The organism is Polaromonas sp. P1_E11 (genome assembly GCF_056405995.1).
The window spans coordinates 1,223,506-1,249,659 of the sequence record NZ_JBFUBA010000001.1; the positions used below are offsets into that span (position 1 = coordinate 1,223,506).

Below are 26,154 nucleotides of genomic sequence, written 5' to 3' on the forward strand. Positions count from 1 at the left end.
CTTACCGGATGTCGGTGATCTTGAGTTCGTTTTCGGCGGAGTAGATGTCGATGACCCGGCAATCACCGCACATCTTGAGGCGATCTGCTGCCGCGCCCTGGAACATCGCATGCCCCGCGAGCTTGCCCAGCATGGACTCGATGGCCTTGAGTGTGCCGAAGGGTTTGCTGCAGCGTATGCACTGGTAAGGCAGGCTTTCATTGAGCACGCGCGCCTCTTTGCGCTGCGGTGTCAGCAACAGGCGCGGTTGCAGCGTGATGGCGTCCTCAGGACAGGTGGTGGCGCACAGACCGCATTGCACACAGTTTTTCTCGATGAACTTGAGCTGCGGGCGGTCGGGGTTGTCTTGCAGCGCGCTGGCGGGGCAGGCGCTCACGCAGCTCAGGCACAGCGTGCAGGTGTTTGCGTTGACGGTCAGGCTGCCGAAGGGCGAGCCTTTGGCGGGCAGCGCGATGGCTTCGGGCAAGGCTTCGGGCGCCTGGCTCATGAGGTGGTCCAGCGCCATATCGAGCGTGCTGCGCTTTTCTTGCGCCACTGCAAAGCGCGCCGCAGTGGCGGGCACTGTGGGACGTCCGCGCGCCAGCGTCTGCAAGCTGGCGTCGAGCCCAGTGATTGCGTCAGCACCCTCGCTGGCTTGCAACAAATGAAGGTGAACGCCCGCATAGCCCAGACCATTGAGCAGAGTTTGCGCGATGCGCATTTGATCCGTCAGGCCTTCGAGGTAAGCAGGCGCCTCTTCGCGCGTCACCAGCACGGCGACCTGGGACGCACCAAAGGCAATGGCGCTGAGCCACAAATCCAGGCCCACGCTGGCCGTGTGCCACAACGCCTGCGGGATCACATTGGCCGGCACACCCCGCACGGTTTTTTGCAGCCGCGCGGCGCGCCCCAGGGACTCAACCACCTGCTGCCCGCTGTCCTGACTGTGAAACAGCAGCACCGCTTGCGTGCCGCCGGCTTTGGCATACGCCGACAGCAGGGTCTTGATGCGAACGCCCTGCTCGCTGGCACGCGGGTAGGCGTAGGTGAGAGCGCCCGTGGGGCACACCGTGGTGCACGCACCGCAACCCACACACAGGTTGGGGTTGACGACGATCTGCTGGCGGCTTTTCTCGCTGCTGACGGCGCCGGCGGAGCAGATGTCGATACAGGCATTGCAACCTACGGTTTCATTGCGGCTGTGGGCGCAGAGTTTTTGCTTGTAGGCGAAAAATTTGGGCTTTTCAAACTCGCCCACCATGTCGCGCAGCTTGACCATCGTGGCCAGCAGGCCGGGTGAGGCCAGGCCGGCGGAAGCATTCAGGGCAAAGTAGCCTTGGGGTGGCGCATGCAGCGCGACCAGCGGTTTGGCGCCAAGGTCGAGCACCAGGTCAAACGCTTCGGTGAGTTTTTGCGGCGCGCGGTTGAAGTCTATGGCGCCGGCCACCTTGCATACAGCTACGCAATCACGGTGGGATGTGCATTTGGCCGCGTCGACCTGGTAGCTCAGGTCGATAGCGCCTTCGGGGCACACGGCAACGCAGGCATTGCATCGTGTGCAAAGGTCCAGGTCGATCGCGTTGGTCTTGTCCCAGCTCGCCTCAAACGCACCCAGCCAGCCTTTGAGCGCGAGCCGCTCGCCGCTGATCACAGGATATTTTCGCTCTTGCGAGGGAAACCCGGCCTGCGCCTGGGACGAAACGCCCTGGGCGAAGATCGTCACGTCCAGCGTGTCGGCCACAAGCGCCGCCACCTGCTCGGCCTGGTCGATCGCGCCCACGATGAGCAGGCGCCCGGCGCTTTTGTAGGTGACCGTGGCCACCGGCTCGGCGTCCGGCAGGTGGGCCGCGGCCAGCAGGGCGGCGATTTTGGGTGTGGCGCTGGCAGCGTCCTTGCTCCAGCCGCCGGTCTCGCGGATATTGACGAACTTCACCACCGAGGTGACGCCCTGGGTCTGCTCGCCGACTTCGGCAAACAGCCGCTTTTCCTGGGTGCAGGCAACAACGACATCGTCGCCGGACTGCGCGGCCTTCTGGAAGGCGCCTACCTCGCGGCGACACAGCGCCGAATGCAGCGTCAGGGTCTCGTTAAGTGCCGCGCCCAGCGCCTGGGGCTGGAGCGGCATGGTCTGGTTGCAGTCGCAAATCAGTGTGGGCATGGTCTTCTTGGCTGGCACCGGCCGGGTCGGGCTGGGATTGGCTGGTTGATAAAGCGCCTGGCGCTTGCGACGGGGCTATGTCCGGATTTTCATAGGACTGTGCCACGGTTTCGCCCGTGGGGTTATTGGCGCTTTCCCGTGGCGGGTTGGCGGGGTCGTCTTGCGGGCCGGTGATGGAGCCTTCAGCCTGCTTGGCTTTCCCTTTGTCCTCGTCGTCATCAAAGAGGTTGAGAAACTTCGCACTGGTCATCTGCCGCAGCATGGACTCGGGGATGGGGTCGGACTTGGAATAGTCGTCGATGTAGATGTCCAGGCCGTCCATCACATTGAAATGCGGGTCGGCAAAGAGCTGTTTCATCGCCGCGTTGCGCACATCAGGTGTCACATCGCCGGCCATGAAAGGCTTGAAGTCGGAATCCTTGGTCAGCAGTTTGGCGTCTGCCAGTGTGAGCGCCTTCTTTTCCGGTGGCGGCTCCACGGGTTCCTGTTGTGCCTGGCTTTGTGCAGCGGGTGCCTTGGCATCCGCTGGCGGCGGGGCGTGCGCCACCGGCTCCTCCAGTGGTTTGCCCTGCACAGCGTCGGCCTTGCGGCGGGACCATCGCCCCAAAAAGCCCTTCGGTTCGTCAGCCATGCTGGCCCCCGCCGGTTTTCTTTTCCGTGCTGACCCGCGCCGGATTGCCGAAGCGGTCCGTCAGCGGCTTAAAGCTTTGCGGGCGCTGCCGGCGCTTGGCTTCGATGACGTAGTGCTGGTCCACAAACTGCTGCAGCCACTGCACGACCTGCAGCGGCGCGGGCACCTGCTCGACCGTTTCCTGCGCGTCCAGCCACCGCCCGGCATCGTGGTAACTCAGGGTGACGATTTGCGGGATGGCGATGGGTTCATCGGCCAGCAGGGCTTCTTCTTCCATACGCCAGACCACCCAGAAGCAGGGCTGCCCGGTGCTGGCATTGAGGTAATAGCCTTCGGCGTCGTCGGTGAAAAGCTCGACCTTGAAGTGGGGGTGCAGCCAGCGCTCTTCACGCTCGTCTTTCAGCAAGAGCCGCGGCGCGGCGCCAAAGGCGTCCTCGTGGGGAACGATGTCGGCCAGTTCCCAGCGCCAGGGCTGCCAGCGGTTGTCGATGCGCTCGCGGCGCATGACAACGGCGACCGCGGTGCACGGGCGGTGCAGCGTGGCGTCTGTTTCAGGGGACTGCAGCAGGAAATCCGACATGCCCGCAGTGTACGGCGGGCAAATGGGACGCTCGCAATAACCCTATCCCCAATAAACCTCTAGACCAGCAAGGACCGGTGTTCCAGGGCGGCACGGCGCACCACGTCGCTGATCCCGTCGCCACCGTTGCCTTCTATCAACTCCAGCAGCGCCTTGCGCATGCGCGGGTCCCAGAACTTCTTGAGGTGCATGGCCAGCTCCTGGAGGGCTTCCGTGCGGTCGGGCATGGTTTCAAAGAATGCGCCGATCTGGTTGACCATGCGGATCAGGTTGTCGTTGTTCACAGGATGTACTCCAGGTTGACACGCTCCTTGTGGCTGTACACGGAAAGGTCTTCACCGCGCACAAAACCCAGAAGCGCCACGCCGGCGGTTTGCGCCACATCAATCGCCAGGCCGGTCACGCCCGACACGGCGGCCAGCAGCGTCACGCCGGCCATGGCGGTTTTGTGCACCATCTCGTAGCTGGCGCGGCTGGTGACGACGATAAAACCTTCATTGGCCTTGACCCGGCCGCGCTGCAAGGCGCCTATCAATTTGTCCAGCGCGTTGTGCCGGCCGACGTCTTCGCGCAGCACCACGATGTCGCCGTCCGCATTGCACCAGGCGGCCGCGTGGGTGGCGCCGGTGGCGCTGAGCAGCAACTGCTGCTCGCGCAGGTTGACCAAGGCGCGGGTGATGGCGCCCGCTTCAAATCCGGCACCGCCGTGCAGGCGGGGCGGCAGCCGCACCGCGTGCGCCAGGCTTTCAGTGCCGCACAGGCCGCAGCCGGTGCGCCCGGTCATGCTGCGGCGGCGGTCTTTCAGGCGCGCAAAGCACGATGCCGCGATGGTCAGGTGCAACGTCTGCCCTTGCTCACTGCTGGTCTGTTCAATGTCGTGAATCTGGGTGTAGTCGTCCACGATGCCTTCGGTCACGGAAAAGCCGAAAGCAAAGTCTTCCAGGTCGGAGGGGCTGGCCAGCATCACGGCGTGCGAAATACCGTTGTATTCCAGCGCCACAGGCACCTCTTCGGCTACCCAATCCGAACGATCGAACGCGCGATGCGCCCGCACCCCCGTCACAGGGGCTTCGCGGCAACCTTCAACCACCTGCATGAGCTGCCTCCGCTGCAGAGCTGCCTGCCGGCTGTGACGCGGCATCCAGCAGCTGCAGTTGCTGCTTGTTGAAGCGCGAGTAGGATTTTTGCCATTCCGACGGCTGCGCCACCGGCATCACCTGCACCGCCGTGACCTTGTATTCCGGGCAGTTGGTGGCCCAGTCGGAGCTGTCGGTCGTGATGACGTTGGCGCCCGATTCGGGGAAGTGGAAGGTGGTGTAGACCACGCCCGGCTGCATGCGCTCGGTCACCACCGCGCGCAGCACGGTTTGCCCGGCGCGGCTTTCAATGCCCACCCAGTCGTCGGCCTTGATGCCGCGGTCTTCGGCGTCGTGCGGATGGATCTCCAGCCGGTCTTCACTGTGCCACTGGTTGTTGTCGGTGCGGCGCGTCTGGGCTCCGACGTTGTACTGCGACAGGATGCGGCCGGTGGTGAGCAGCAGCGGGAATTTGCGCGTGACCTTCTCGTCAGTCGCTACGTATTGGGTGATGATGAAACGGCCCTTGCCGCGCACAAAACCATCCTTGTGCATGAACTCGGTGCCGAGCTCGGCCGTGTCTTCGTTGCACGGCCACTGCACGCTTCCGTGCTTTTCGATCTTGGCAAAGGTCACGCCGCGGAAGGTCGGCGTCAGCGACGCGATCTCGGCCATGATGTCGCGGGGATGCACGTACTTCATCGGGTAGCCCAGTGCATTGGCCAGCTTGACGGTGACTTCCCAGTCGGCCAGGCCTGCCTTGGGCGGCATGACCTTGCGCACGCGCGAAATGCGGCGCTCGGCATTGGTGAAGGTACCGTCTTTTTCCAGGAAGGACGAACCCGGCAGGAACACGTGCGCGTACTTGGCGGTTTCGTTCAGGAAGATGTCCTGCACCACGATGCATTCCATCGACGTGAGGGCCTTGGCCACGTGCTGGGTGTCGGGATCTGACTGCACGATGTCTTCGCCCTGGCAATACAGGCCCAGAAAGCTGCCCGCTACAGCCGCATCAAACATGTTGGGGATGCGCAGGCCGGGCTCTTCATTGAGCGTCACACCCCAGGCCGTTTCGAACTCGGCGCGCACCGTGCTGTCGGACACATGGCGGTAGCCCGGCAGCTCGTGCGGGAAAGAACCCATGTCGCAGGCGCCCTGCACATTGTTCTGGCCGCGCAGCGGGTTCACGCCCACACCTTCGCGGCCCACATTGCCGGTGGCCATGGCCAGGTTGGCAATGCCCATGACCATGGTCGATCCCTGCGCATGCTCTGTGACGCCCAGACCGTAGTAAATGGCGGCATTGCCGCCGGTGGCGTAGAGGCGTGCGGCTGCGCGAACGTCTGCGGCCGGCACGCCGGTGACGGCTTCCATGGCTTCAGGGGAATTGTCGGGACGGGCGACAAACTCACGCCATTCGCGGAAGGATTTTTCGTCGCATCGCTCGGCAATGTAGTCGTCGGCCAGCAGGCCTTCCGTCACCACTACGTGAGCCAGCGATGAGATCATGGCCACGTTGGTGCCGGGGCGCAGTTGCAGGTGGAATTCAGCCTCGACGTGCGGTGAGCGGACGATATCAATCTGGCGCGGGTCGACCACGATGAGGCGGGCGCCTTCACGTAAGCGCTTTTTCATGCGCGAGGCAAACACCGGATGGCCGTCAGTCGGGTTCGCGCCGATGATCAGGATGACGTCGGCCTTTTCAACCGACTTGAAGGTCTGCGTGCCGGCTGAGGTGCCGTAGGTCTGGCTCAAGCCGTAACCGGTGGGTGAATGGCAGACGCGGGCGCAGGTGTCGACGTTGTTGTTGCCGAAAGCGGCGCGCACCAGCTTTTGCACCAGGTAGGTTTCTTCGTTGGTGCAGCGCGATGAGGTGATGCCGCCAATCGAATCCTTGCCATGTTTGGCCTGGATGCGGCGGAACTCGCTGGCGGCGTAATTGATGGCTTCGTCCCAGCTCACTTCCTGCCACGGGTCGCTGATGTTCTTGCGGATCATGGGCTTGGTGATGCGGTCCTTGTGGGTGGCGTAGCCCCAGGCAAAGCGGCCTTTCACACAGGCGTGGCCTTCGTTGGCCTTGCCGTCTTTCCACGGCACCATGCGCACCACTTCGTTGCCCTTCATCTCAGCCTTGAAGGCGCAGCCCACGCCGCAATAGGCGCAGGTGGTAATTTTGTTGTGTTCAGGCTGACCCAGCATGATCACGGTTTTTTCCTGCAGCGTAGCGGTCGGGCAGGCCTCAACGCAGGCGCCGCAGCTCACGCATTCGGATTCCATGAAGGGCTGGTCTTGTCCCGGCGATACGCGTGACTCAAAGCCTCTTCCTTGAATAGTCAGCGCAAACGTGCCCTGGGTTTCTTCGCAGGCGCGCACGCAGCGGTTGCACACAATGCATTTGGAAGCGTCGTAGCTGAAATAAGGGTTGGAGTTGTCGATTGCCGGCTTGCTCTCGTTACGAAAGTGGTTGGCGCCCTCCATGCCGTAACGTACTTCGCGCAACCCCGTCACGCCGGCCATGTCCTGCAGCTCACAGTTGCCGTTGGCCGAACAGGTCAGGCAGTCCAGCGGGTGGTCGGAGATATACAGCTCCATCACACCCTTGCGCAACTCCTGCAGGCGCGGTGACTGGGTGCGCACTTTCATGCCGGCTTCTGCCGGTGTGGTGCAAGAGGCCGGAAAGCCCTTGCGCCCATCAATTTCAACCATGCACAAGCGGCAGGAGCCAAAGGGCTCCAGGCTGTCGGTGGCACAGAGCTTGGGCACCTGGATGCCTGCATCGACCGCCGCACGCATGAGCGAAGTGCCCGCGGGAACCGTGACGCTTTCGCCGTCGATCTCCAGCGTGACTTCCTGGGTGGACTCGCGTTTGGGGGTGCCGTAATCGGTTTCTTTGAGGTGTTCGAGCATGGGGTCTCCTGTCCGTCTTGTCTTGTTGGGTGTTGCCGGTGCTGGGGAATTACGCGGCTTTGCGGTCCGGCACGGTCATGCCGAAGTCCTGCGGGTAATGGTCGAGTGCCGAGAGCACCGGGAAAGGGGTCATGCCGCCCATGGCACAGAGCGAGCCGTGCACCATGGTGTCGCAGAGGTCGCGCAGCAGCTTGATCTGCTGCGGGCGTTGTTCACCCGGGCCGTTGGCGATGCGGTCAATCACTTCCACACCGCGTGTGGAGCCGATGCGGCAGGGCGTGCATTTGCCGCAGGACTCGATGGCGCAGAATTCCATCGCGTAACGCGCTAGGCTGGCCATGTCGGCCGTGTCGTCATGCACCACGATGCCGCCGTGGCCCACCACTGCACCGACGGCTGCATAGGCTTCGTAATCAAGCGGCGTGTCCCATTGCGATTCAGGCACATAGGCGCCCAGCGGGCCACCCACCTGTACGGCCTTGATGGGCCGGCCCGAAGCCGAGCCGCCGCCGTAGTCGTACATCAGCTCGCGCAAAGTCACGCCGAAGGCTTTTTCGACCAGTCCGCCGAACCTGATGTTGCCGGCCAGCTGGATAGGCAAGGTGCCCCTGGAGCGGCCCACGCCGTAGTCTTTGTAAAAGGTTGCGCCGCGCGACAGGATGATGGGCACGGAGGCAAAGGTGATGACGTTGTTGATCACGCTCGGCTTGCCGAACAGGCCCTGGATGGCCGGAATGGGCGGCTTGGCACGCACGATGCCGCGTTTGCCTTCGATGCTTTCCAGCATGGCGGTTTCTTCGCCGCAGACATAAGCGCCTGCTGCCTTGCGCACATGCAGGTGAAAGCTGTGACCCGAGCCGAGGATGTTGTCGCCCAGAAAACCACCTGCCTCGGCCACGGCGATGGCCTCGCGCATGGCCGCCACGGCGTGAGGGTATTCAGAGCGTATGTAGACATAGCCCTGCGTGGCACCGGTAGCCACCGCGGCAATCGTCATGCCTTCGATCAACATGAAGGGGTCGCCCTCCATGGTCATACGGTCCGAGTAAGTGCCCGAGTCGCCCTCGTCGGCATTGCAGACCACATACTTTTGGGTGGCTTTCAGGCTCGCCACAGTTTTCCATTTGATGCCCGCTGGAAACGCTGCGCCGCCGCGGCCGCGCAGGCCGGCGTCCAGCACTTGCTGCACCACGTCTGCGGCAGGAAGGTCCAGTGCGCGGCGCAGCCCGTCATAGCCCTCATGCGCCCGGTAGTCTGCCAGCGATAGCGGGTCCGTTATACCCATGCGCGCAAAGGTCAGGCGCTCCTGCCTTTTCAGGTATGGAATCTCTTCGGTAAAACCCAACTGCAGCAGGTGGACGCCGCCCAGCTGAAAACCGGCATCAAAAAGGCCTGCGACGTCCTCAACCTCAACCGGGCCATAGGCGATGCGGCCTGCACCGGTCTGCACTTCGACCATGGGCTCCAGCCAGAACAGGCCGCGGGAGCCGTTGCGAACCAGCTCGATGCCGATGCCACGCTTTGCGGCCTCGGCGGTGATAGCTGCAGCCACCTCGTCAGCGCCCGCTGCCAATGCGGCGGAGTCGCGGGGCACGTAAATCTTGATGCTCATGCGGCGCTCCCGGCTTGCGCCACCAGGCGGTCGAATTTTTCAATCCCGACGCGGGCATGGACCTTGTCGTCCAGCGTCATCGCGGGGGACTGTGCGCACAAGCCGAGGCAATACACCGGCTCAACCGTGAAGGCGCCGTCTTTGGTGGGGCCGTGGCCGTCGCTACCCAGGTGGGAGCAGGCATGCGACCACAGCGCGTCTGAACCCATGGCCTTGCAGCTCTCGGCGCGGCAGATCTGCACCACGTGCCGGCCCGGCGGCTCGGAGCGGAAGTAGTGGTAATACGTCACCACGCCGTGCACTTCAGCCCTTGACAGGTTCAAGGCCTCAGCAATGGGCGGAACAGCTTCGGACGGGATATACCCCAGCGCGTCCTGAATGCCGTGCAGTATGGGCATCAAGGCGCCGGGCACATGCTTGGCCGACGCAATGACGCGTTCGACGGCCTGGCTTGCAACTTCATTCATCGTGTGGACCCCTGTCTCTGTCTATGCACAAAGTATGTGCAAGGGACAGGGGCTACGTCCAATTGAATCGGGACACTGCCCTATTCACGGATTGAATGTATGCAAACGCTTGCCTAGGTTGGCTTGTTTCCCATGCTCTCTGGGTGCGCGCTGTAGTCAGCCGCGTGGCGCAGCCAGGCGGGCTCGGCGGCCAGCGCCATCGCGGCCTCCAGCGTGCGGGAGGGCCTGTCGCTGGCCTGCATCATGAAGCCGACGGGGGTTTCCACGTCCGGCGTCAAAGGCAGGGCTTCGAGTTCGCGGTAACCCTGCACGGCGCACACCAGGGCACCGGCCAGCACGCTGCAGACCTCGCCGACGACGACGGTCAGGGCCAGCGTCAGCATGGAATTGGTTTCCATCACGGGCTTGACGATGACTCCCGCAGCGGCAAACGCGGCATCCACCCGCGTGCGGCTGTGCATGTCGGGTGTGAGCAGGCACAGCGGCAGTTTGGCGGCATCGGCCCAGGTCATGGATGCGCCAAAGCGCAACACATCGGGGCTGGGCGTGGCGGCGCGGCGCACCAGGAAATAACGCTCGGTGTACTGCGGCAGCGTGGTCAGCCGCGTGTTGCGCGCGCTGAGGCGCTCGGTGTAGCCCAGCGCCATGTCCAGCGACAGGTTTTCGAGCCGGGTTTCGATGTCGTGCGAATTCAGCGACAGCACCACTGGCGTGATGCCTGGGTGCCGGGCGTGCAGCATCGCAGCAAAGCGCGCGGCGATGGAGACCGCCGTGGGAACGACGCCTATCGTCAAATGGCCACGCGGGCTGTCGACTGAGCTGTCAAGCTGCTGCTTGAGGATTTCGCGCTCATGCAGCATGCGCCGGGCGCTGGCGAGGACGCGTTCACCTTCTTCGGTGAAGCCGACAAACGCACGCCCGCGGACCACGATGGCCGCACCGAACTCGTCTTCCAGCGCGCGCAAGGCGTTGGACAAGGCGGGCTGGGTGATGTTGCAGGCCTGCGCCGCCCGGCCGAAGTGCTTGTGCTCGTCAAGCGCGGCCAGGTAGCGCAGTGAAGCCAGCAGGTTCATGGCAAGAACGCCTTAAGTGTTCTTGGAGATCGTGATGGTCGGAAACTTGGCGGAAAAATCCTTGGCCTTCGCGGCCACGGTAATGGCCATCTTGCGCGCCACGGCCTTGTAGATGCCGGCGACCTCGCCGTCGGGGTCGGCCACCACAGTAGGGCGGCCGTTGTCGGCCTGCAGGCGGATCTGGATGTCCAGCGGCAGGGCGCCCAGGTAGTCCATCTTGTAGTCGGCCGCCATTTTTTTGCCGCCGCCTTCGCCGAAGATGTGCTCGGCATGGCCGCAATTGCTGCAGATGTGCACCGCCATGTTTTCGACGATGCCCAGGATGGGCACGCCGACTTTCTCAAACATCTTGATGCCCTTCTTGGCGTCGAGCAGCGCGATGTCTTGCGGCGTGGTGACGATGACCGCGCCCGTCATGGGCACCCGCTGCGACAGTGTGAGCTGGATGTCACCGGTGCCGGGCGGCATGTCGACGATCAAATAGTCCAGGTCTTTCCAGTTGGTCTGGCGCAGCAGCTGCTCCAGCGCCTGGGTGGCCATGGGGCCGCGCCAGATCATGGCTTCGTCCTGCGCGACCAGAAAACCGATGGACATCACCTGGATGCCGTAGTTCTCCATCGGTTCCATGTTTTTGCCGTCCACGCTCTCGGGCCGGCCTTCAATGCCCATCATCATGGGCTGGCTGGGGCCGTAGATGTCGGCGTCGAGCAGGCCGACGCTGGCGCCTTCAGCTGCCAGCGCCAGGGCCAGGTTGACGGCGGTGGTGCTTTTACCCACACCGCCCTTGCCCGAGGCCACGGCGATGATGTTCTTGACGTTGGGCAGCAGCTGCACGCCGCGCTGCACGCTGTGGCTGGCGATCTTGACCGTGACGTTGACGGAGACATTGCCAACGCCCGGCACGCCCTTGACGGCGGTGATCAGGCTTTTGCGCAGGCCGGCGATCTGACTTTTGGCGGGGTAACCGAGTTCGACATCAAACGAGACGTCGCTGCCGCTGAGCTGCAGGTTTTTCAGCGCCTTGGTTGTGACGAAGTCTTTGCCGGTGTTGGGGTCCAGCACGGTTTGCGCGGCGTTCAAGACGGCCTGTTGGTCCAGGGACATGGGGAAATACTCCGTTGAAACTGACTGAGCGGGACGGGCGCCTGGGGGCGGCGCGCCGGCGGGGGTGTTGGCGTGAAGTCTAACGCTGCGCCGCCAGCCTTGGGGTCATGGGGACTTGCCGGGGCGGGCCCAAGGCCGGGCGACTTAAAATCGCGGGTTACCCCTCCCCATAGCCATAAAGCCCCCTATGTCCCAGCGCCGCCTGTTTGTCACCACCGCCCTGCCCTACGCCAATGGCAATTTCCATATCGGCCACATCATGGAATACATCCAGGCCGACATCTGGGTGCGGTTTCAGCGCATGCAGGGCCATGCGGTGAACTTTGTGGGCGCCGACGACGCCCACGGCGCGCCCATCATGATCGCGGCTGAAAAAGCCGGCAAAACGCCGCAGCAGTTTGTGGCCGACATCGCCGCGGGCCGCAAGCCCTACCTGGACGGCTTTCACATCAGCTTTGACAACTGGCATTCGACCGACGGGCCGGAAAACCACCAGCTGGCGCAGCAGATCTACCTGGACCTGAAAAAGGCCGGCCTGATTGAGACCAAAACGATCGAGCAGTTCTTTGACCCTGAAAAGAACATGTTCCTGCCGGACCGCTACATCAAGGGCACCTGCCCCAGGTGCGGTACCAAAGACCAGTACGGCGACAACTGCGAGAACTGTGGCGCGGTGTATGCCCCCACGGATTTGATCAACCCGTATTCAGCCTTGTCGGGCGCCACGCCCGTGCTTAAAAATTCGGAGCATTTTTTCTTTAAATTGTCTGACCAGCGCTGTGTCGACTTTCTGGAAAAGTGGACGCAAGACGGCAAGCTGCAGCCTGAAGTTGCCAACAAGGTCAAGGAGTGGTTCAGCATTCGTACCAACCCTGACGGCACCCAAAGCGAAGGCCTGGGCGACTGGGACATCAGCCGCGACGCGCCCTATTTCGGCATCGAGATTCCGGATGCGCCGGGCAAGTACTTTTACGTGTGGCTGGACGCGCCTGTCGGCTACCTGGCCTCACTGAAAAACCTGCTGGAAAAGCGCGGCGAAAACTACGATGCCTATATGGCGACGCCGGGCCTGGAGCAGTACCACTTCATCGGCAAGGACATCGTCACCTTCCACACGTTGTTCTGGCCGGCCATGCTGCACTTCAGCGGCCGCAAGACGCCCGACAACGTGTTTGTGCACGGTTTCCTCACGGTGAACAACGGCGAGAAGATGAGCAAGAGCCGCGGCACCGGGCTGGACCCGCTCAAGTACCTGAGCCTGGGCATGAACCCCGAATGGCTGCGCTATTACCTGGCCGCGAAGCTCAATGCGCGCAACGAAGACATCGACTTCAATGCCGACGACTTCATGGCACGCGTCAACAGCGATCTGGTGGGTAAGTACATCAACATCGCCAGCCGTGCTGCGGGCTTTGTCGCCAAGCGCTTTGCCGGCAAGCTGGGCGAAGTGTCTGCCGACGGCACGGCACTGCTGGACACCCTGCGCGCCGCAAAGGAAACGATCGAGCCGCTGTATGAAAGCCGCGAGTTTGCCAAAGCCCTGCGCGAAACCATGCTGCTGACGGACCGCGTGAACGCGTATGTGGACCAGAACAAGCCGTGGGAGCTGGCCAAGCAGCAAGGCATGGACACGCGCCTGCAGGATGTCTGCACGGTATGTATCGAAGCCTTCCGCCTGCTCACGATCTACCTCAAGCCTGTGCTGCCCGCCCTGGCGGCGCAGGTGGAAGAGTTCCTGAAGGTCAAACCGCTGACGTTTGCGGATGCCGTCTCCAGTCTCGGTAACGGCCACGTCATCGGCGACTACAAGCACCTCATGCAACGCGTCGACATCAAGCAACTTGAGGCATTGTTTGAGCCTCCAGCCCAGGCAGAGCCAGCGCAAGCAGCTACTGAATTGATAGCAGAAGCAACTGTGCCCGGCGGCGAGGCCATCGCGCCCGTCATCACCATCGACGACTTCGCCAAGGTCGATTTGCGCATTGCAAGGATCGTCAACTGCGAACCCGTGGAAGGCTCGACCAAACTGCTGCGCCTGACGCTGGACGCCGGCGAAGGCCGCATGCGCAACGTGTTCAGCGGTATCGCTTCAGCCTACAAGCCCGAAGACCTGGTCGGCAAACTCACGGTGCTGGTGGCCAACCTGGCGCCGCGAAAAATGAAGTTCGGCATCAGTGAAGGCATGGTGCTGGCCGCCAGCCACGCGGATGAGAAAGCCCAACCCGGCATCTATGTGCTGGAACCCTTGCCGGGCGCAACACCGGGCATGCGCATTCACTGAGTTTGCGGCGCAACGCCGCCGTCTGCTTCAGGCCGGTGCCGAATTCCTGGCATCCGCCGCCCCGGCCGCAAAGCGCAGCCCAGTGCCCGAACGGCTGGAAAGCTCGCCAAGCACAAGGCCCAGCGAGTGCAGCAATTGCGTGGCATCGCCTTCCCTGAACGGCGCTTCGGCCACCGCGACCTTGAACTGCAGCACGGTGTTGGGCGGCAGGCTGGGGCTGTCGGCCAGTCCGCGGGCAATCAGCCGCTGGCCGATATCGGTAAGCGCCCCGCGCGTCAGGTGCCCCTGCAGGATCAGCACAAAGTCTCCATCGCGGTGCCGGGCAACCGTATCGCCTTCCTGGGCAACACTTGTGACACAGGCGCCGGCCTGGACCACCGCGCTTTGTGCCGCCTCCATGCCGTAGTCCTGCCGGATATCCACGGCGTTGCCCAGCCGGATGCGCACCACCGCGCCCGCACCGGGGTCGCGCTGCTGGCGAATCAGCAACGCGTCCAGCCGCTGCAGCAGCACGCGGTGGTTGCCCAGGCCGGTCAGCGGGTCGACACGTGTCAGCGCACCGACGCGCGCCTGGTTGTCGCGCTTTTCCCGGCTGCGCAGATACAGGGCCATCATCAGGAAAAGGATTTCCAGGGCGGCACCGATTTGCGCGCCGAACTGCGTGGCCGTGCCCAGGGGCATCAGGCCCTGCGTGCGCAGGATAGGGAAGATGGAGCCCACGGTGAGGCACACCATCGCGGCCATGATCCAGATACCCACGGCCGGCCGGCGCCAGGTGTACCAGGCGGAAACAAAAAGGTAAACGGCGATGCTTCCAACGTAGTAAGGCGTGGCCAGGTTGAAAGACGACTTGTTCCCCAGAGCCAGGAAGGCCAGCACGATCGCAAAGCCCAGAACGGTCATGGCCAGCAACCCGCGGGAAAGCCAGGGCACATCGCGGTCAACCACCATCTGGCGCAGCACAAGATGCAGCAATGCGGCAGTGGCAAGCGACAGCGCCACGGGCGCGCAGTCGTTCCACCAGGCATTGCGGGGCCAGAAAAATTCCCCTGCCAGGCCGGTCAGCGACAACTGGCCAAGCGCCACGACCAGCACATAACCGGCGTACAACAGGTGGATGGAATCGCGCCACGAGACCGCGTGGAAAGCGCTCATCAGCGCCATCAGCAGCACCAGGCCGATGTACACCCCCAGCAGGAGGTGCCATTGCTTGGACTGCTCGTGAAAACTGCCCGGGTCGGTCAGAACCCAGTGCATGCTGATCGGATAGTTGTGGGTGACCCGAAGGTAAGTGGGCCGCGTCTCACCGGGGCGCAGCAGCATCTCGAACGCCGGTGTCAGGTGGCGCACCGGCCACTCTGCTACGGGGATGGAATCACCTGAGCGCCTGATTTGCCATTGCCCCGCAGCGAGAGGGTCTTGCGAGGGGCGGTACAGCGAGACACTGTCCATGTTGGGATGCGGTGTCGTGAGCATGACCCGTGTGGGCTGGCTCACCGAAGGCAGCGTCAACCGGTACCACAAGGCACGCCCGTCGCCAGTCGGCATGATCTGTTCGGGCCTGGCCGGCTCGCCTTCACCGGCTTCAAAGCGGCCGTGGGCCTGCTCAAAGGTCAGCGAGCCGGTGTTGTCGACCAGCACCAACCCCTGGCCAACCGCGTCGTAGCCCGCAGACGGCACGCTTTGTGCAACAACAGCCGCGACGGGGGAAGGCGGGGCGGCCGTTTCCTGTGCAACGGCCGCAGCGTGGGCCAACAGCAAGGCCGCCAGGCAGGCAGACAGGCGCGGCGGCATTGCAGACAAAAAACTTAAAAGGCCAAACAATCACTTCCCCAAAAAACCATACGCAGATGATCAAAACGGGACGACACTGATGATTCGACCCTGAAATCACACGAAAAGTAACTATTTCTACCTAACAAAACCTTCTAATGTACCGAATGTTGAGGCTTCGAACAATGGAAAAAAGTCATACGGGGCATTCAATGCCTGCGCCGTTGCCCATACCACCAGTCACGCAAATCCCACGCCCCACGCCCGCCGCATGATGCATTTACCGGCCTATCTCGCCCCGTTCCGCCCTCGCCTGTTTTCAGCGCTTGCCGGCTACACCCGCGAGCGGTTTTTCAAGGATGCCGGGGCCGGCGTCACGGTGGGTATTGTGGCTTTGCCCCTGGCCATGGCTTTTGCCATCGCTTCCGGCCTCAAGCCCGAGGCCGGCATCTGGACGGCGATCATCGCCGGCGCGCTGATCTCGGCGCTGGGCGGCTCGGCGGTGCAGATAGGCGGCCCGGCCGGCGCCTTTATCGTCATTGTCTACGGCATTCTTGAACGCTACGGCCTGGCCAACCTGCTGATCTCCACTGCCTGCGCGGGCGTGCTGCTCTTTTTGCTGGGTTTTTTCAAAATGGGCACGCTGGTGCGTTACGTGCCGGTGAGCATCGTGGTGGGTTTTACCAACGGCATCGCAGTGCTGATCGTGCTGTCGCAGGTCAGGGACCTGCTGGGGCTGGTGGTGCCCAAGATGCCGGCCGATTTTTTCTCGCAGCTGCGTGTGATCGGCGAACACCTGGACAGCTTCAACCCCTACGCGCTGGGGCTGGGGCTGGCCTGCCTGCTCGGCCTCTTTGTATGGCCCAAGCTGTTTGCCGCGCACACGCGAAGCGCCGGCGGTTTCACCACGCGGCTGATCAGGCTGATGCAGGCCGTCGAGGGCGTGCAACTCAAGCGGGCCACGCGCATGGCCTCGCGCATGCCGGGGCCTATCGTCGCGCTGGTGACGCTGACCGCATTTGCCTATTTATTGCACCTGCCGGTGGAGACCATCGGCACACGCTTCGGCGGCATCCCGCGTGCGCTGCCTTCATTTGCGCTGCCCGACTTTTCCTGGGAAACCGTGCGGCTGCTGGTGGCGCCCACCATCACCATTGCGCTGCTGGGCGCAGTGGAATCGCTGCTCTGCGCGCGCGTGTCCGACCAGATTTCCGGACTGCCGCGCCACGACCCCAACCAGGAGCTGATGGCCCAGGGCGTGGCCAATTTTGTGGTGCCGTTTTTTGGCGGTATGCCCGCCACCGGCACCATTGCCCGCACGGTGACCAATGTGCGCTCGGGCGCCACCTCCCCCGTCTCGGGCGTGGTTCATGCGCTCACGCTGGTGGTCGTGGTGCTGGTAGCCGCCCCGCTGGCAGTGCATGTACCGCTGGCGGTGCTGGCGGGCATCCTGCTGTATGTGGCCTGGAACATGGGGGAATGGCGCGAATTCGCCCGCCTGCGCCAGGCCAGCAGCCACTACCGGCTCATCATGCTGGGAACGTTTTTGCTGACCGTGGTTTTTGACCTGACGGTAGCCCTGCAGGTCGGCCTTATCCTGGCCTGCGTGCTGTTTGTGCGGCGCATGAGCACTCTGTTTCAGGTGGTGGAGGTTTCGCGCAGCGCCGATGGCGCCAGCTTCCAGCTGTACGGCTCGCTGTTTTTTGGCGCCGTCGCCAAGCTCGACCCCATCCTGAACGTGGTGGAAAGCGCGCCCAAAGGCCTGGTGGTACGGCTGGATGTGCAATCGCTGCAGTCGCTGGACACCTCCGGGCTCGATGTGCTGGAGCAGCTGCACAAGGCCATCGTGCTGCGCGGCGGCCGGCTGGTCATGGCAGGGCTCAATGCCCAGCCGCGGGCCGTGATGCAGCGCTCGGGCTTCCTGGAGAAAATTGAAACGCTATGAAAACAGGAGCTGCTTGCGCCCGTCACTGTTGGGCTGCAGCCATTTTTCCTTTATAAACCCGGCTCGTCAGCGATTGCCGCCTGCGGTGCTCGCGCTTTCATCGTCCACCGAGCCCGTGCTGACCACCTTCAGGTCCCGATCAAACACCACGGTAAAAATACGCGCCGCCGACGGTGGCTCCACATAACGCCAGTCGTAGTGGGTTTCCTGTTTCAGCGCATAGGGGGTGACCTTCATTGGCTTGCCCAGCATTTTGCGCACCTGCTCCATGCGCATGCCGGGCTGCACCCTGGCGAAATTTTGCGGTGTCAGCACCTGCCGAAGCGCACTCATCCTGCCGTCTGCGCCTATGGTGATCATGTAGTTGACCTTGCCTTCCGGCTGGCGGTTGTATTCGAAGGTACGGGCGCCCGGCGCCGCTGCAGCGCCGGGCTGCGGGGTTTCGGCCATATCGGCCGCTTCCCAGATTTTTTCGGGCTCACCAAAACGGGCGCGTACATCGGCTTCCGTGGCCACGCCCTCTTCCAGTTCGGCAATACGCTGCGCGTCGCACGCCACCAGGCCCAGGACAAATGAGAGCAGACCCATACAGATGACCGTCCTGACGGAAAAAAGTGCTGAAAAGCCCCTTCGGGCCGGTGCAAAGGAGGGTGGGAAAGGTGGTAACAATGGGCGCAAGGCAGACCCCGGTAAAATCAGCAAACTATACGATTCAGGCAGTTTAGACCCATGTCCCTCCTCAACTTCTTCCGCCGCTCCGACTACACCTCCGATACCACGCAGTTCATCGACCAGCTGAAGGCCAACAAGCCCACCCTGGAAGCCGAGCAACGCGCCGGGCGCGCGCTGTTGTGGGATAAAAACCTGAACCGCACCGAACAGGCGGAATACGGCGAGGCCAAGGTTCCCCAGCAGCCTTACGTGTACGGCACCAGCAGCCACCCGAACGGAAAATAAGGGCCGAACAGGCTTTCAGCCCTTGCAGGACGAGCGCAAGCAGCTATCTTTTTCATAGCGAATCTTTAACGCGCGCACCGCTTCGGCCTCTTTCATGTCCCAAACCCCTTTTTCACCATCCCCCCAGGAACTGCCGCCGGCCGCCGGGCAGGAGCTGTCCGCAGCCCTGAGCCCGGACATGCCCGCCGTGATCGACCAGGTGGCGCTGGCCCGCCTGTACGGCGAGCCGCTGTTTGCCATGCCGCACGACCTGTACATCCCGCCGGATGCGCTGCAGGTCTTCCTGGAGGCGTTTGAGGGACCGCTGGACTTGCTGCTGTACCTGATCCGCAAGCAGAACTTCAACATCCTCGACATCCCGATGGCGGCTGTGACACGCCAGTACCTCACCTACGTCGACGAAATCCGCTCCACCAACCTGGAACTGGCGGCCGAGTACCTGCTGATGGCGGCCATGCTGATCGAAATCAAGTCGCGCATGCTGCTGCCGCCCAAGAAGGTGGCGGAAGGCCAGGAGCCCGAAGACCCGCGCGCCGAACTCGTTCGCCGCCTGCTCGAGTACGAGCAGATCAAGCTGGCCGCCCACAAGCTCAACGAAGTGCCGCAATTCGGCCGCGATTTCCTGCGCGCGCAGGTGTATGTCGAGCAATCGCTGCAGCCGCGCTTTCCGGATGTGCACATCGTGGACCTGCAAGACGCCTGGCGCGACATTGTCAAACGCGCCCGCCTGGTGCAGCACCACGTCATCAGCCGCGAAGAACTCTCGGTGCGCGAGCACATGAGCATCGTGCTGCGCAAGCTGCAGGGCCGCAAGTTCCTCGAGTTCGAAGACCTGTTCGACGCCACACGCGGCATGCCGGTGCTGGTGGTGACCTTTATCGCGCTGCTCGAGCTTTCCAAAGAAGGCCTGCTGGAAGTGACGCAGGCCGAGGCTTTCGCACCCATCTATGTGCGGCTGGCATACACCCCCGCCTAAATATTGTCCCCACGGTCCATTGGAGCCCCACGGTCGCTCACTGCGTGTAGCTCCCTGCCCCCGAGGGGCCGCTCCGCCTGCGGTCTGGCAAAGCCAGTCCCGCGGCTCCTGCTTGACTGGGATAGCCCACCCCGCCAGGACCTGATTTCATTTCAACGATGAATGAGTTTCCATGACCGCTGACAGCCTGGGTTCACACAACTTCGATGTACTCATCATCGGCAGCGGCCTGGCGGGCCTGTCTGCCGCGCTGCTGCTGGCGCCGGGCCGGCGTGTAGCGGTAGTGACCAAACGTGCGCTTGGCGACGGGGCCAGCGGCTGGGCGCAGGGCGGCATGGCTGCCGTGCTGGCCGAGGGTGACTCGCTGGAGCAGCATGTGAGCGACACGCTGGTCGCAGGTGCGGGCCTTTGCGACCTGCCCGCCACGCGCGCCGTGGTCGAAGGTGCGCCCGAAGCCATCGTCTGGCTGCGTGGGCTGGGCGTGGCCTTTTCCGAAGACGCCGGGCACCCCGGCGAGCTGCACCTGACGCGCGAGGGCGGCCACAGCCAGCGCCGCATCGTGCACGCGGCCGACGCCACCGGCGCTGCCGTGCAGCGCACACTGATGCAGCAAGTCCGCAAGACGCCTGGCATCACGCTCTATGAGCACCACATGCTGGTCGACGTCATCACCGACCGGCATCTCAAACAACCCGGTAACCGCTGCCATGGCGCCTATGTGCTCGACACGGCCGGCGGCGAGGTGCTGACCTTCACCGCCGGACACACGATCCTGGCCACCGGCGGCGCGGGCAAGGTGTATCTCTATTCCACCAACCCCGACACCGCCACCGGTGACGGAATTGCCGCGGCCTGGCGCGCAGGTTGCCGCGTGGGCAACATGGAGTTCATCCAGTTCCACCCAACCTGCCTCTACCACCCGGACGCCAAATCGTTTTTGATCACCGAAGCCGTGCGCGGCGAAGGCGGCAAGCTGCTGCTGCCGCCCTCGGCCGGCGGCGGGCGCTTCATGCCCGCGCACGATGCGCGTGCCGAACTCGCACCGCGCGACGTGGTGGCCCGAGCCATCGACTTTGAAATGAAAAAGCACGGCCTCGACTGTGTCTACCTGGACATCTCGCACCAGAGCCCGGCCTTTTTGCAGGAGCACTTCCCCAACATCCTCAAGCGCTGCCTCGAACTCGGCATCGACATCACACGCCAGCCCATCCCGGTGGTGCCCGCCGCGCACTACACCTGCGGCGGCGTGATCACCGACCTGGCCGGGCGCACCGATGTGGCGGGCCTCTATGCCGTTGGCGAAACCGCCTGCACCGGCCTGCACGGCGCCAACCGCCTGGCGAGCAATTCGCTGGTGGAGTGCGTGGTGCTCGCACGCGCCACAGCCCACACGATTGAAGCCCAGGCACCAGCCGAAGTCCCCGCCCTGCCCGCCTGGGACGAAAGCCAGGTCACCGATGCCGACGAAGCCGTGGTGATTTCACACAACTGGGACGAGCTACGCCGCTTCATGTGGAACTACGTGGGCATTGTGCGCACCACCAAGCGGCTCGAACGCGCGGCGCACCGCATTGCCTTGCTCAACGCGGAGATCCAGGAGTTCTATGCCAACTTTCGCGTCACGCGCGACTTGCTGGAGCTGCGCAACCTGGTGCAGGTGGCTGATCTGATCGTGCGCTCCGCACACGGCCGGCACGAAAGCCGCGGCCTGCATTTCAGCCGCGACTTCCCTGGTACCGCTGAACAGGCTGTTCCCACCATACTGGTGCCGCCCGAAAACTGATCTTCCCTGAAAAAATTTTGCCACTTTTAATCCGGAACTCACATGCCTCACCTGACCGTTGAATACTCCGGCAACCTGGCCGGCTTTCCCAAGACCGAAGTGCTCCAGGCGCTGAACCAGGCCGTCGCCGCCAGCCCTGAAATACAGGACGAGTCCGACCTGAAAACCCGGCTCGTCGCCCTGGACGATTTTGAGATCGGCACCGCGCCGGCCTCACGCGCTTTTGTGCATGCCCAGCTGCGCTTGCTGTCGGGCCGCACGCCGGAAGCCAAGAAGGACCTGGGTGAGCGCATCGCCGGCGTGCTGCGCCGCCTGACCCCACGGCCAGCGGGCGTGATGGTGCAGCTGAGCGTGGAGATGGTGGACATGGACCGCGCTTCCTACGTCAAGGAAAAGCTTTAACGGTTTTGGAACGGGCAGGGCTTAGACAACCATCGCGTCTATCCAGCCCCTCAGGCTGTTCACAAACGCCCAGGCTTCTACCGTTGCCAATGCGTCCACCCGCACGACGCGTTCGGTCAGCCGGCCCTCTTGCAGCGCCAGCGCGCGGCCTACGCCCGGCAGCAGCCCGCAAGCCAGCGGCGGCGTGACCCAGCAGCCGTCCACGCGCATCGCGATGTTGCCACGCGTGCATTCGGTGATCTCACCCTCAGCATTCCACAGCACGCTGTCAAACACGCCAGGTTCGGTCGGCGTGAAGGCGTCGTAATGCGCGCGGCGCGTCGTTTTGAAGCGCACAAATTCGCCGTGCGCCGCGTCCAGCGGGCGGCCGGCCAGTTGCAGGCGCACCTGGGGCAGCGACGGTTCCATGGCATAAGCCTGGGCGGTGAATTTTCCGCTGGCGCTGAGCAGTAGCCGCACGCGCCAGAGGCCCTGCGGGTGCGCCTGCGCCAATGCCTGCAGGCACGCATGGGCCTGCACGGCATCCCATCGGTGGCCAAAGTGGGTCGCAGAAGCCGCCATGCGCGCCAGGTGATCTTCCCTATGGCGCAACTGACCCGCTTCCAGCGCCAGGGTTTCCAGAATCTCGAAGGGCATGCTGGCTCGCTCCAGGAAGGCCTGCTTGTGGCTCCACTCCTGCCATTCCCCTTCAGCCACAGAACCCGAGGTGATGCCGCTGCCGATGCCACAACGGGCTTGGGCGCCGCGCAGGCTGACGGTGCGGATCGGCACGTTGAAAGTCGCCGCGCCGCCGGGCTGCACCACGCCGACGGCCCCGCAATACACACCGCGCGGCCCGGCTTCCAGCTCACGAATCGCTTGCATGGCCCGTACCTTGGGTGCGCCGGTGATCGAACCGCAGGGGAACAGCGCGGCAAACACCTCGGCCAGGCTACAGCCGGGCCGCGTGCGCGCCTCGACGTCCGACGTCATCTGCCAGACCGCGGGCAGCGCCTCAGCGTGAAACAGGCGCGGCACACGCACGCTGAAGGGCTCGGCGATGCGCGACAGGTCATTGCGCAGCAGGTCCACGATCATCACGTTTTCGGCACGCTCCTTGGCTGACGTGCGCAGCATTTCGGCCTGGGCAGCATCGCTTTCGGGAGTTGTGCCGCGCGGCGCCGTGCCTTTCATCGGCCGTGTCAGGAGCTGACCGCCGCGCCAGTCAAAAAACAACTCGGGCGACACCGACAAGATCTGCTCATCACCGGTATCCAGGAAAGCGGCATAACCGCCGGGCTGCGCGCGCTGCAGGGCGCCAAACAGGGCATGGGCCGGCGCGGCATTCTGGCCTGCCGGCAGCCGGCCGGTCATCTGGGCCGTGAAGTTAACCTGGTAGTACGCACCGTTGGCAATCGCCCGTTGCAACGTGTCGAGGGCCTCGTCAAAAGCCGGGCGATCCAGCCCCGGTTGCCACTGCACCTGCACGTCGGCACTCGGCACGGCCTGTGGCCAGGGCAAGGCTTCGTCGTGTACCGCAAACCAGGCCAGCGGCCCGTCCGCGTCATGCACAGCCAGCGCCGCATCAAAAGCCGGCGCAGCTTCATAGCGCAGGTAACCCACACACCAGGCGCCCTGTGCGGCAGCGGCCTGCACGGCATCCAGTACCGGCCGTACCTCGCCGAGCGTGCGAGCCACCAGCACCGCACGCGGCGCGCCGAAAGCACGGCGCAGGCGCGGCGCGGCACTGTCATGCGGGTCCGAGAAGTCAATACAGGCTGTCATGGGGCTCATATCGGCCTCCAGCCCATACAAAACAAGCGCGAGCAGCTATCAAAACAGGAGCATCTACCGTACCCGGATCCGGCCTCAAGCCGCACCGATATGCGGCACCAGCCCTGCCGTGGGCTGTCCGTTTTTCAGGGCGGCTGTGAAAGCCAGCATGCGGTCTATCGGCAGCCGGGCACGCAGGCCCAGCGCGGGGTCTATCTTCACTTCATGCGCACCGGTTTCCAGCACGTGGGCCAAACCGGCCAGGCCATTCATGGCCATCCACGGGCAGTGCGCGCAGCTTTTGCAGGTGGCGCTGTTGCCGGCGGTGGGGGCTTCAATAAACACTTTACCGGGGTTGAGCGTGCGCAGCTTGTGCAGCATGCCGTTGTCGGTTGCCACAATGAATTCGCGCGCGTCCATCTCGCGCGCCGCCTTCAAAATTCCCGAAGTGGAGCCCACGGCATCGGCCAGCGCCACCACGTCGGCGGGCGACTCAGGGTGCACCAGCACTTTGGCGCCGGGGTGCTCTTTTTTCAGGGCCTGCAGTTCAAAGGCCTTGAACTCGTCATGCACGATGCAGGCGCCATTCCAGAACACCATGTCGGCACCGGTCTCGCGCTGGATGTAGCTGCCCAGGTGGCGGTCGGGCGCCCAGAGGATTTTCTGGCCCTGGTCTTTCAGCGCACGCACGATGTCGAGCGCGCAGCTGGAGGTCACCACCCAGTCCGCCCGCGCCTTCACGGCGGCGCTGGTGTTGGCATACACCACCACCGCGCGGTCCGGGTGAGCATCGCAAAAAGCGCTGAATTCATCCACCGGGCAGCCCAGATCAAGCGAACAGGTCGCGTCCGGGTCGGGCATCAGCACGCGTTTTTCAGGTGAAAGAATCTTTGCCGTCTCGCCCATAAAGCGCACACCCGACACCACCAGCGTCTGTGCCGCATGGTCACGGCCAAAGCGTGCCATCTCCAGCGAGTCCGACACCAGGCCGCCGGTTTCTTCAGCCAGGTCCTGCAGGTCGGGGTGTACGTAGTAATGCGACACCATGACAGCGTTGCGGGCCTTGAGCAGTTCGCGGATGCGTGCCTTCAGCGCGGCGCGCTCGGCCTGCGTGGGCTCGGCCGGCACACGGGCCCAAGCCTGGTGCGTGCTGCAAGCAGCGCCCTCGGGCTGCTCGTAGTCCACGCGAATGATCGGCAGCACCGCGCTCATGCCGCCACCGTGCTCTCGGCGTCAAAGCGCATGGAAAAATCAATCGCCCGCACGTCTTTGGTCAGGGTGCCGATGGAGATCCGGTCCACGCCGGTTTCGGCCAGGGTGCGCAGGCCCTCCAGGGTGACCCCGCCCGAAATTTCAAGGATGGCTCGCCCATTGTTGATGCGTACAGCCTCTTTGAGGTCGGGCAGGCTCATGTTGTCGAGCAGTACCATGCGCGCACCGGCGTTCAGCGCCTGGGCCAGCTCGTCCAGGTTCTCGACCTCAATCTCCACAAAGTCTGCCTGTGCGGCGACGTCCGCAGCGCGTGCCAGCACCTGCGCAATACCGCCCGCGGCCGCGATGTGGTTTTCCTTGATGAGCACCGCGTCATACAAACCCACCCGGTGGTTGGTTCCGCCGCCCGCGGCAACCGCGTATTTTTGCGCCAGCCGCAGGCCGGGAAGGGTCTTGCGTGTGTCCACAATAGCAGCCCGCGTGCCTTTCACGATGTCAACATAGACAGCCGTTTTACTCGCAACGGCGCTTAACAACTGTAAGAAATTCAACGCCGTGCGTTCGGCCGACAGCAGGGCCCGGGCCAGACCGCGCACCTCAAACACCACCTGGCCGGCTTCGCAGCGCTCGCCATCCTTCACATGCCAGACCAGCTGGGCCTCCGGGTCCAGCTGCCGCATCGTGGCTTCGACCCAGGCGCTGCCACACACCACCGCGCTTTCACGCGCCACCACCTGCGCCCGTGCCTGGCGGGCCGGGTCAATCAGTGCGGCGGTCAGGTCGCCGCTGCCGATGTCCTCCGCCAGCGCGCGCGCCGCATCCGCCCGGGCCAAGGCGCCAAGCACTTCGGTCGTGAAATCAAATGACTTTTTCATAAGTAATCTAAGAAAGAAACCGCGCAGTACCCTGCACTAAACTATTGAGTAGACCTCAAAACTGCCGCGAATGTTACAGCGCCCTTTGCCGCTGCCCGCCGCCGGCCCCTTCGCCCACCCCGGCGTTTTCCTTTTGCCTGAGTACATCCTCCACACACCATGTTCAGAACACTGCTCAAGTCCAAGATTCACCGCGCTGCAGTGACCCACTGCGAACTCAACTACGAAGGCTCCTGCGCCATCGACGAAGACCTGCTGGATGCCGCCAACATCGCCGAAAACGAGCAGGTGCACATCTGGAACATCAACAATGGCGAACGCTTCATCACCTACGCCATTCGTGCCGAACGCGGCAGCCGCATCATTTCGGTCAACGGTTCCGCCGCGCGGCGGGCTGCCGTAGGCGACCTGGTCATCATTGCGGCGTTTGCGCAGGTGCATGAAGAGCATGTCGCGGGCTTCAGCCCCAAGCTGGTGTTTGTCAACCCCGACAACCGCATCAAGGAAGAGCGCTCGACCATTCCGGTGCAGAAGCCCTGACCCGCGCCCGACTCGTGCTTTAGCCCCGGCTTGCAGCGCACGCCTGAGCTTTCGCCCTCCACTCTTCACCA

Annotated in this window: 22 protein-coding genes; 7 read left to right on the top strand and 15 right to left on the bottom strand. The window is 63.6% G+C overall.

Annotation, left to right across the window (positions count from 1 at the left end):
* Position 1: 1 nt before the first annotated feature.
* The 10 genes from AC1D11_RS05985 to apbC all read right to left on the bottom strand — a co-directional run bounded on the left by AC1D11_RS05985 (position 2) and on the right by apbC (position 11,587).
* Positions 2-2,137 (bottom strand): 4Fe-4S binding protein, encoded by a 2,136-nt coding sequence (locus tag AC1D11_RS05985; RefSeq protein WP_477648459.1) that lies wholly within the window; start codon positions 2,135-2,137, stop codon positions 2-4.
* A complete protein-coding gene (locus tag AC1D11_RS05990; protein WP_477648460.1) occupies positions 2,067-2,768 on the bottom strand; it encodes a DUF3306 domain-containing protein in 702 nt (233 codons plus the stop codon). Before AC1D11_RS05990 ends, AC1D11_RS05985 begins: the two co-directional genes overlap by 71 nt.
* Entirely contained in the window at positions 2,761-3,348 is a 588-nt protein-coding gene (locus AC1D11_RS05995; protein WP_477648461.1) for a DUF3305 domain-containing protein, read from the bottom strand. Before AC1D11_RS05995 ends, AC1D11_RS05990 begins: the two co-directional genes overlap by 8 nt.
* Positions 3,349-3,407: 59 nt before the next feature.
* Complete coding sequence (locus AC1D11_RS06000) at positions 3,408-3,632, bottom strand: formate dehydrogenase subunit delta (protein ID WP_477648462.1); 225 nt, start codon at positions 3,630-3,632, stop codon at positions 3,408-3,410.
* Complete coding sequence (gene fdhD, locus AC1D11_RS06005) at positions 3,629-4,444, bottom strand: formate dehydrogenase accessory sulfurtransferase FdhD (protein ID WP_477648463.1); 816 nt, start codon at positions 4,442-4,444, stop codon at positions 3,629-3,631. Before fdhD ends, AC1D11_RS06000 begins: the two co-directional genes overlap by 4 nt.
* The gene (gene fdhF / locus AC1D11_RS06010) at positions 4,431-7,331 is read right to left on the bottom strand and encodes a formate dehydrogenase subunit alpha (protein WP_477648464.1); all 2,901 of its coding nucleotides are present in this window, start codon (positions 7,329-7,331) and stop codon (positions 4,431-4,433) included. Before fdhF ends, fdhD begins: the two co-directional genes overlap by 14 nt.
* A gap of 49 nt (positions 7,332-7,380) precedes the next feature.
* On the bottom strand, positions 7,381-8,943 hold the full coding sequence (locus AC1D11_RS06015; RefSeq protein ID WP_477650961.1) for a formate dehydrogenase beta subunit: 1,563 nt from the start codon (positions 8,941-8,943) through the stop codon (positions 7,381-7,383).
* Complete coding sequence (locus tag AC1D11_RS06020; protein ID WP_477648466.1) at positions 8,940-9,410, bottom strand: formate dehydrogenase subunit gamma; 471 nt, start codon at positions 9,408-9,410, stop codon at positions 8,940-8,942. The genes AC1D11_RS06015 and AC1D11_RS06020 overlap by 4 nt, the downstream gene beginning before the upstream one ends.
* A gap of 113 nt (positions 9,411-9,523) precedes the next feature.
* Positions 9,524-10,483 carry a LysR family transcriptional regulator gene (locus AC1D11_RS06025; RefSeq protein ID WP_477648467.1) on the bottom strand — a complete coding sequence of 320 codons (960 nt, stop codon included), beginning with the start codon at positions 10,481-10,483 and terminating at the stop codon, positions 9,524-9,526.
* 12 nt (positions 10,484-10,495) lie between these two features.
* Positions 10,496-11,587 (bottom strand): iron-sulfur cluster carrier protein ApbC, encoded by a 1,092-nt coding sequence (gene apbC, locus AC1D11_RS06030; protein ID WP_477648468.1) that lies wholly within the window; start codon positions 11,585-11,587, stop codon positions 10,496-10,498.
* A gap of 187 nt (positions 11,588-11,774) precedes the next feature.
* On the opposite strand from apbC, the gene metG reads away from it, so the two are divergent.
* The gene (metG, locus tag AC1D11_RS06035; protein ID WP_477648469.1) at positions 11,775-13,868 is read left to right on the top strand and encodes a methionine--tRNA ligase; all 2,094 of its coding nucleotides are present in this window, start codon (positions 11,775-11,777) and stop codon (positions 13,866-13,868) included.
* Between the two features lie 27 nt (positions 13,869-13,895).
* On the opposite strand, the gene AC1D11_RS06040 is transcribed toward metG, so the two are convergent.
* The gene (locus AC1D11_RS06040; RefSeq protein WP_477650962.1) at positions 13,896-15,662 is read right to left on the bottom strand and encodes a sensor domain-containing diguanylate cyclase; all 1,767 of its coding nucleotides are present in this window, start codon (positions 15,660-15,662) and stop codon (positions 13,896-13,898) included.
* Between the two features lie 253 nt (positions 15,663-15,915).
* Here AC1D11_RS06040 and AC1D11_RS06045 point away from each other — a divergent pair, with 253 nt between their 5' ends.
* Positions 15,916-17,586, top strand: a complete 1,671-nt coding sequence (locus tag AC1D11_RS06045; RefSeq protein WP_477648512.1) for a SulP family inorganic anion transporter — start codon at positions 15,916-15,918, stop codon at positions 17,584-17,586.
* 66 nt (positions 17,587-17,652) lie between these two features.
* Here the strand turns inward: AC1D11_RS06045 and bamE are convergent, their stop codons facing one another.
* On the bottom strand, positions 17,653-18,174 hold the full coding sequence (gene bamE, locus AC1D11_RS06050) for an outer membrane protein assembly factor BamE domain-containing protein (RefSeq protein ID WP_477648471.1): 522 nt from the start codon (positions 18,172-18,174) through the stop codon (positions 17,653-17,655).
* Positions 18,175-18,315: 141 nt separating this feature from the next.
* On the opposite strand from bamE, the gene AC1D11_RS06055 reads away from it, so the two are divergent.
* The 4 genes from AC1D11_RS06055 to AC1D11_RS06070 all read left to right on the top strand — a co-directional run bounded on the left by AC1D11_RS06055 (position 18,316) and on the right by AC1D11_RS06070 (position 21,704).
* Complete coding sequence (locus AC1D11_RS06055) at positions 18,316-18,543, top strand: DUF3460 family protein (RefSeq protein WP_457279614.1); 228 nt, start codon at positions 18,316-18,318, stop codon at positions 18,541-18,543.
* A gap of 94 nt (positions 18,544-18,637) precedes the next feature.
* Positions 18,638-19,519 (top strand): segregation and condensation protein A, encoded by an 882-nt coding sequence (locus AC1D11_RS06060; protein ID WP_457279615.1) that lies wholly within the window; start codon positions 18,638-18,640, stop codon positions 19,517-19,519.
* Between the two features lie 172 nt (positions 19,520-19,691).
* The gene (nadB, locus tag AC1D11_RS06065) at positions 19,692-21,302 is read left to right on the top strand and encodes an L-aspartate oxidase (RefSeq protein ID WP_477648472.1); all 1,611 of its coding nucleotides are present in this window, start codon (positions 19,692-19,694) and stop codon (positions 21,300-21,302) included.
* A gap of 42 nt (positions 21,303-21,344) precedes the next feature.
* The gene (locus tag AC1D11_RS06070) at positions 21,345-21,704 is read left to right on the top strand and encodes a 5-carboxymethyl-2-hydroxymuconate Delta-isomerase (RefSeq protein ID WP_477648473.1); all 360 of its coding nucleotides are present in this window, start codon (positions 21,345-21,347) and stop codon (positions 21,702-21,704) included.
* Positions 21,705-21,725: 21 nt separating this feature from the next.
* Here AC1D11_RS06070 and pabB read toward each other — a convergent pair whose 3' ends face one another.
* The 3 genes from pabB to nadC all read right to left on the bottom strand — a co-directional run bounded on the left by pabB (position 21,726) and on the right by nadC (position 25,543).
* Positions 21,726-23,477 (bottom strand): aminodeoxychorismate synthase component I, encoded by a 1,752-nt coding sequence (gene pabB, locus AC1D11_RS06075; RefSeq protein ID WP_477648474.1) that lies wholly within the window; start codon positions 23,475-23,477, stop codon positions 21,726-21,728.
* Positions 23,478-23,552: 75 nt separating this feature from the next.
* Positions 23,553-24,668 carry a quinolinate synthase NadA gene (gene nadA, locus AC1D11_RS06080; protein WP_477648475.1) on the bottom strand — a complete coding sequence of 372 codons (1,116 nt, stop codon included), beginning with the start codon at positions 24,666-24,668 and terminating at the stop codon, positions 23,553-23,555.
* Positions 24,665-25,543 (bottom strand): carboxylating nicotinate-nucleotide diphosphorylase, encoded by an 879-nt coding sequence (gene nadC / locus AC1D11_RS06085; protein ID WP_477648476.1) that lies wholly within the window; start codon positions 25,541-25,543, stop codon positions 24,665-24,667. Before nadC ends, nadA begins: the two co-directional genes overlap by 4 nt.
* A 159-nt stretch (positions 25,544-25,702) precedes the next feature.
* Between nadC and panD the strand changes: the two genes are divergently transcribed.
* Complete coding sequence (gene panD / locus AC1D11_RS06090; RefSeq protein ID WP_477648477.1) at positions 25,703-26,083, top strand: aspartate 1-decarboxylase; 381 nt, start codon at positions 25,703-25,705, stop codon at positions 26,081-26,083.
* Positions 26,084-26,154: the final 71 nt, after the last annotated feature.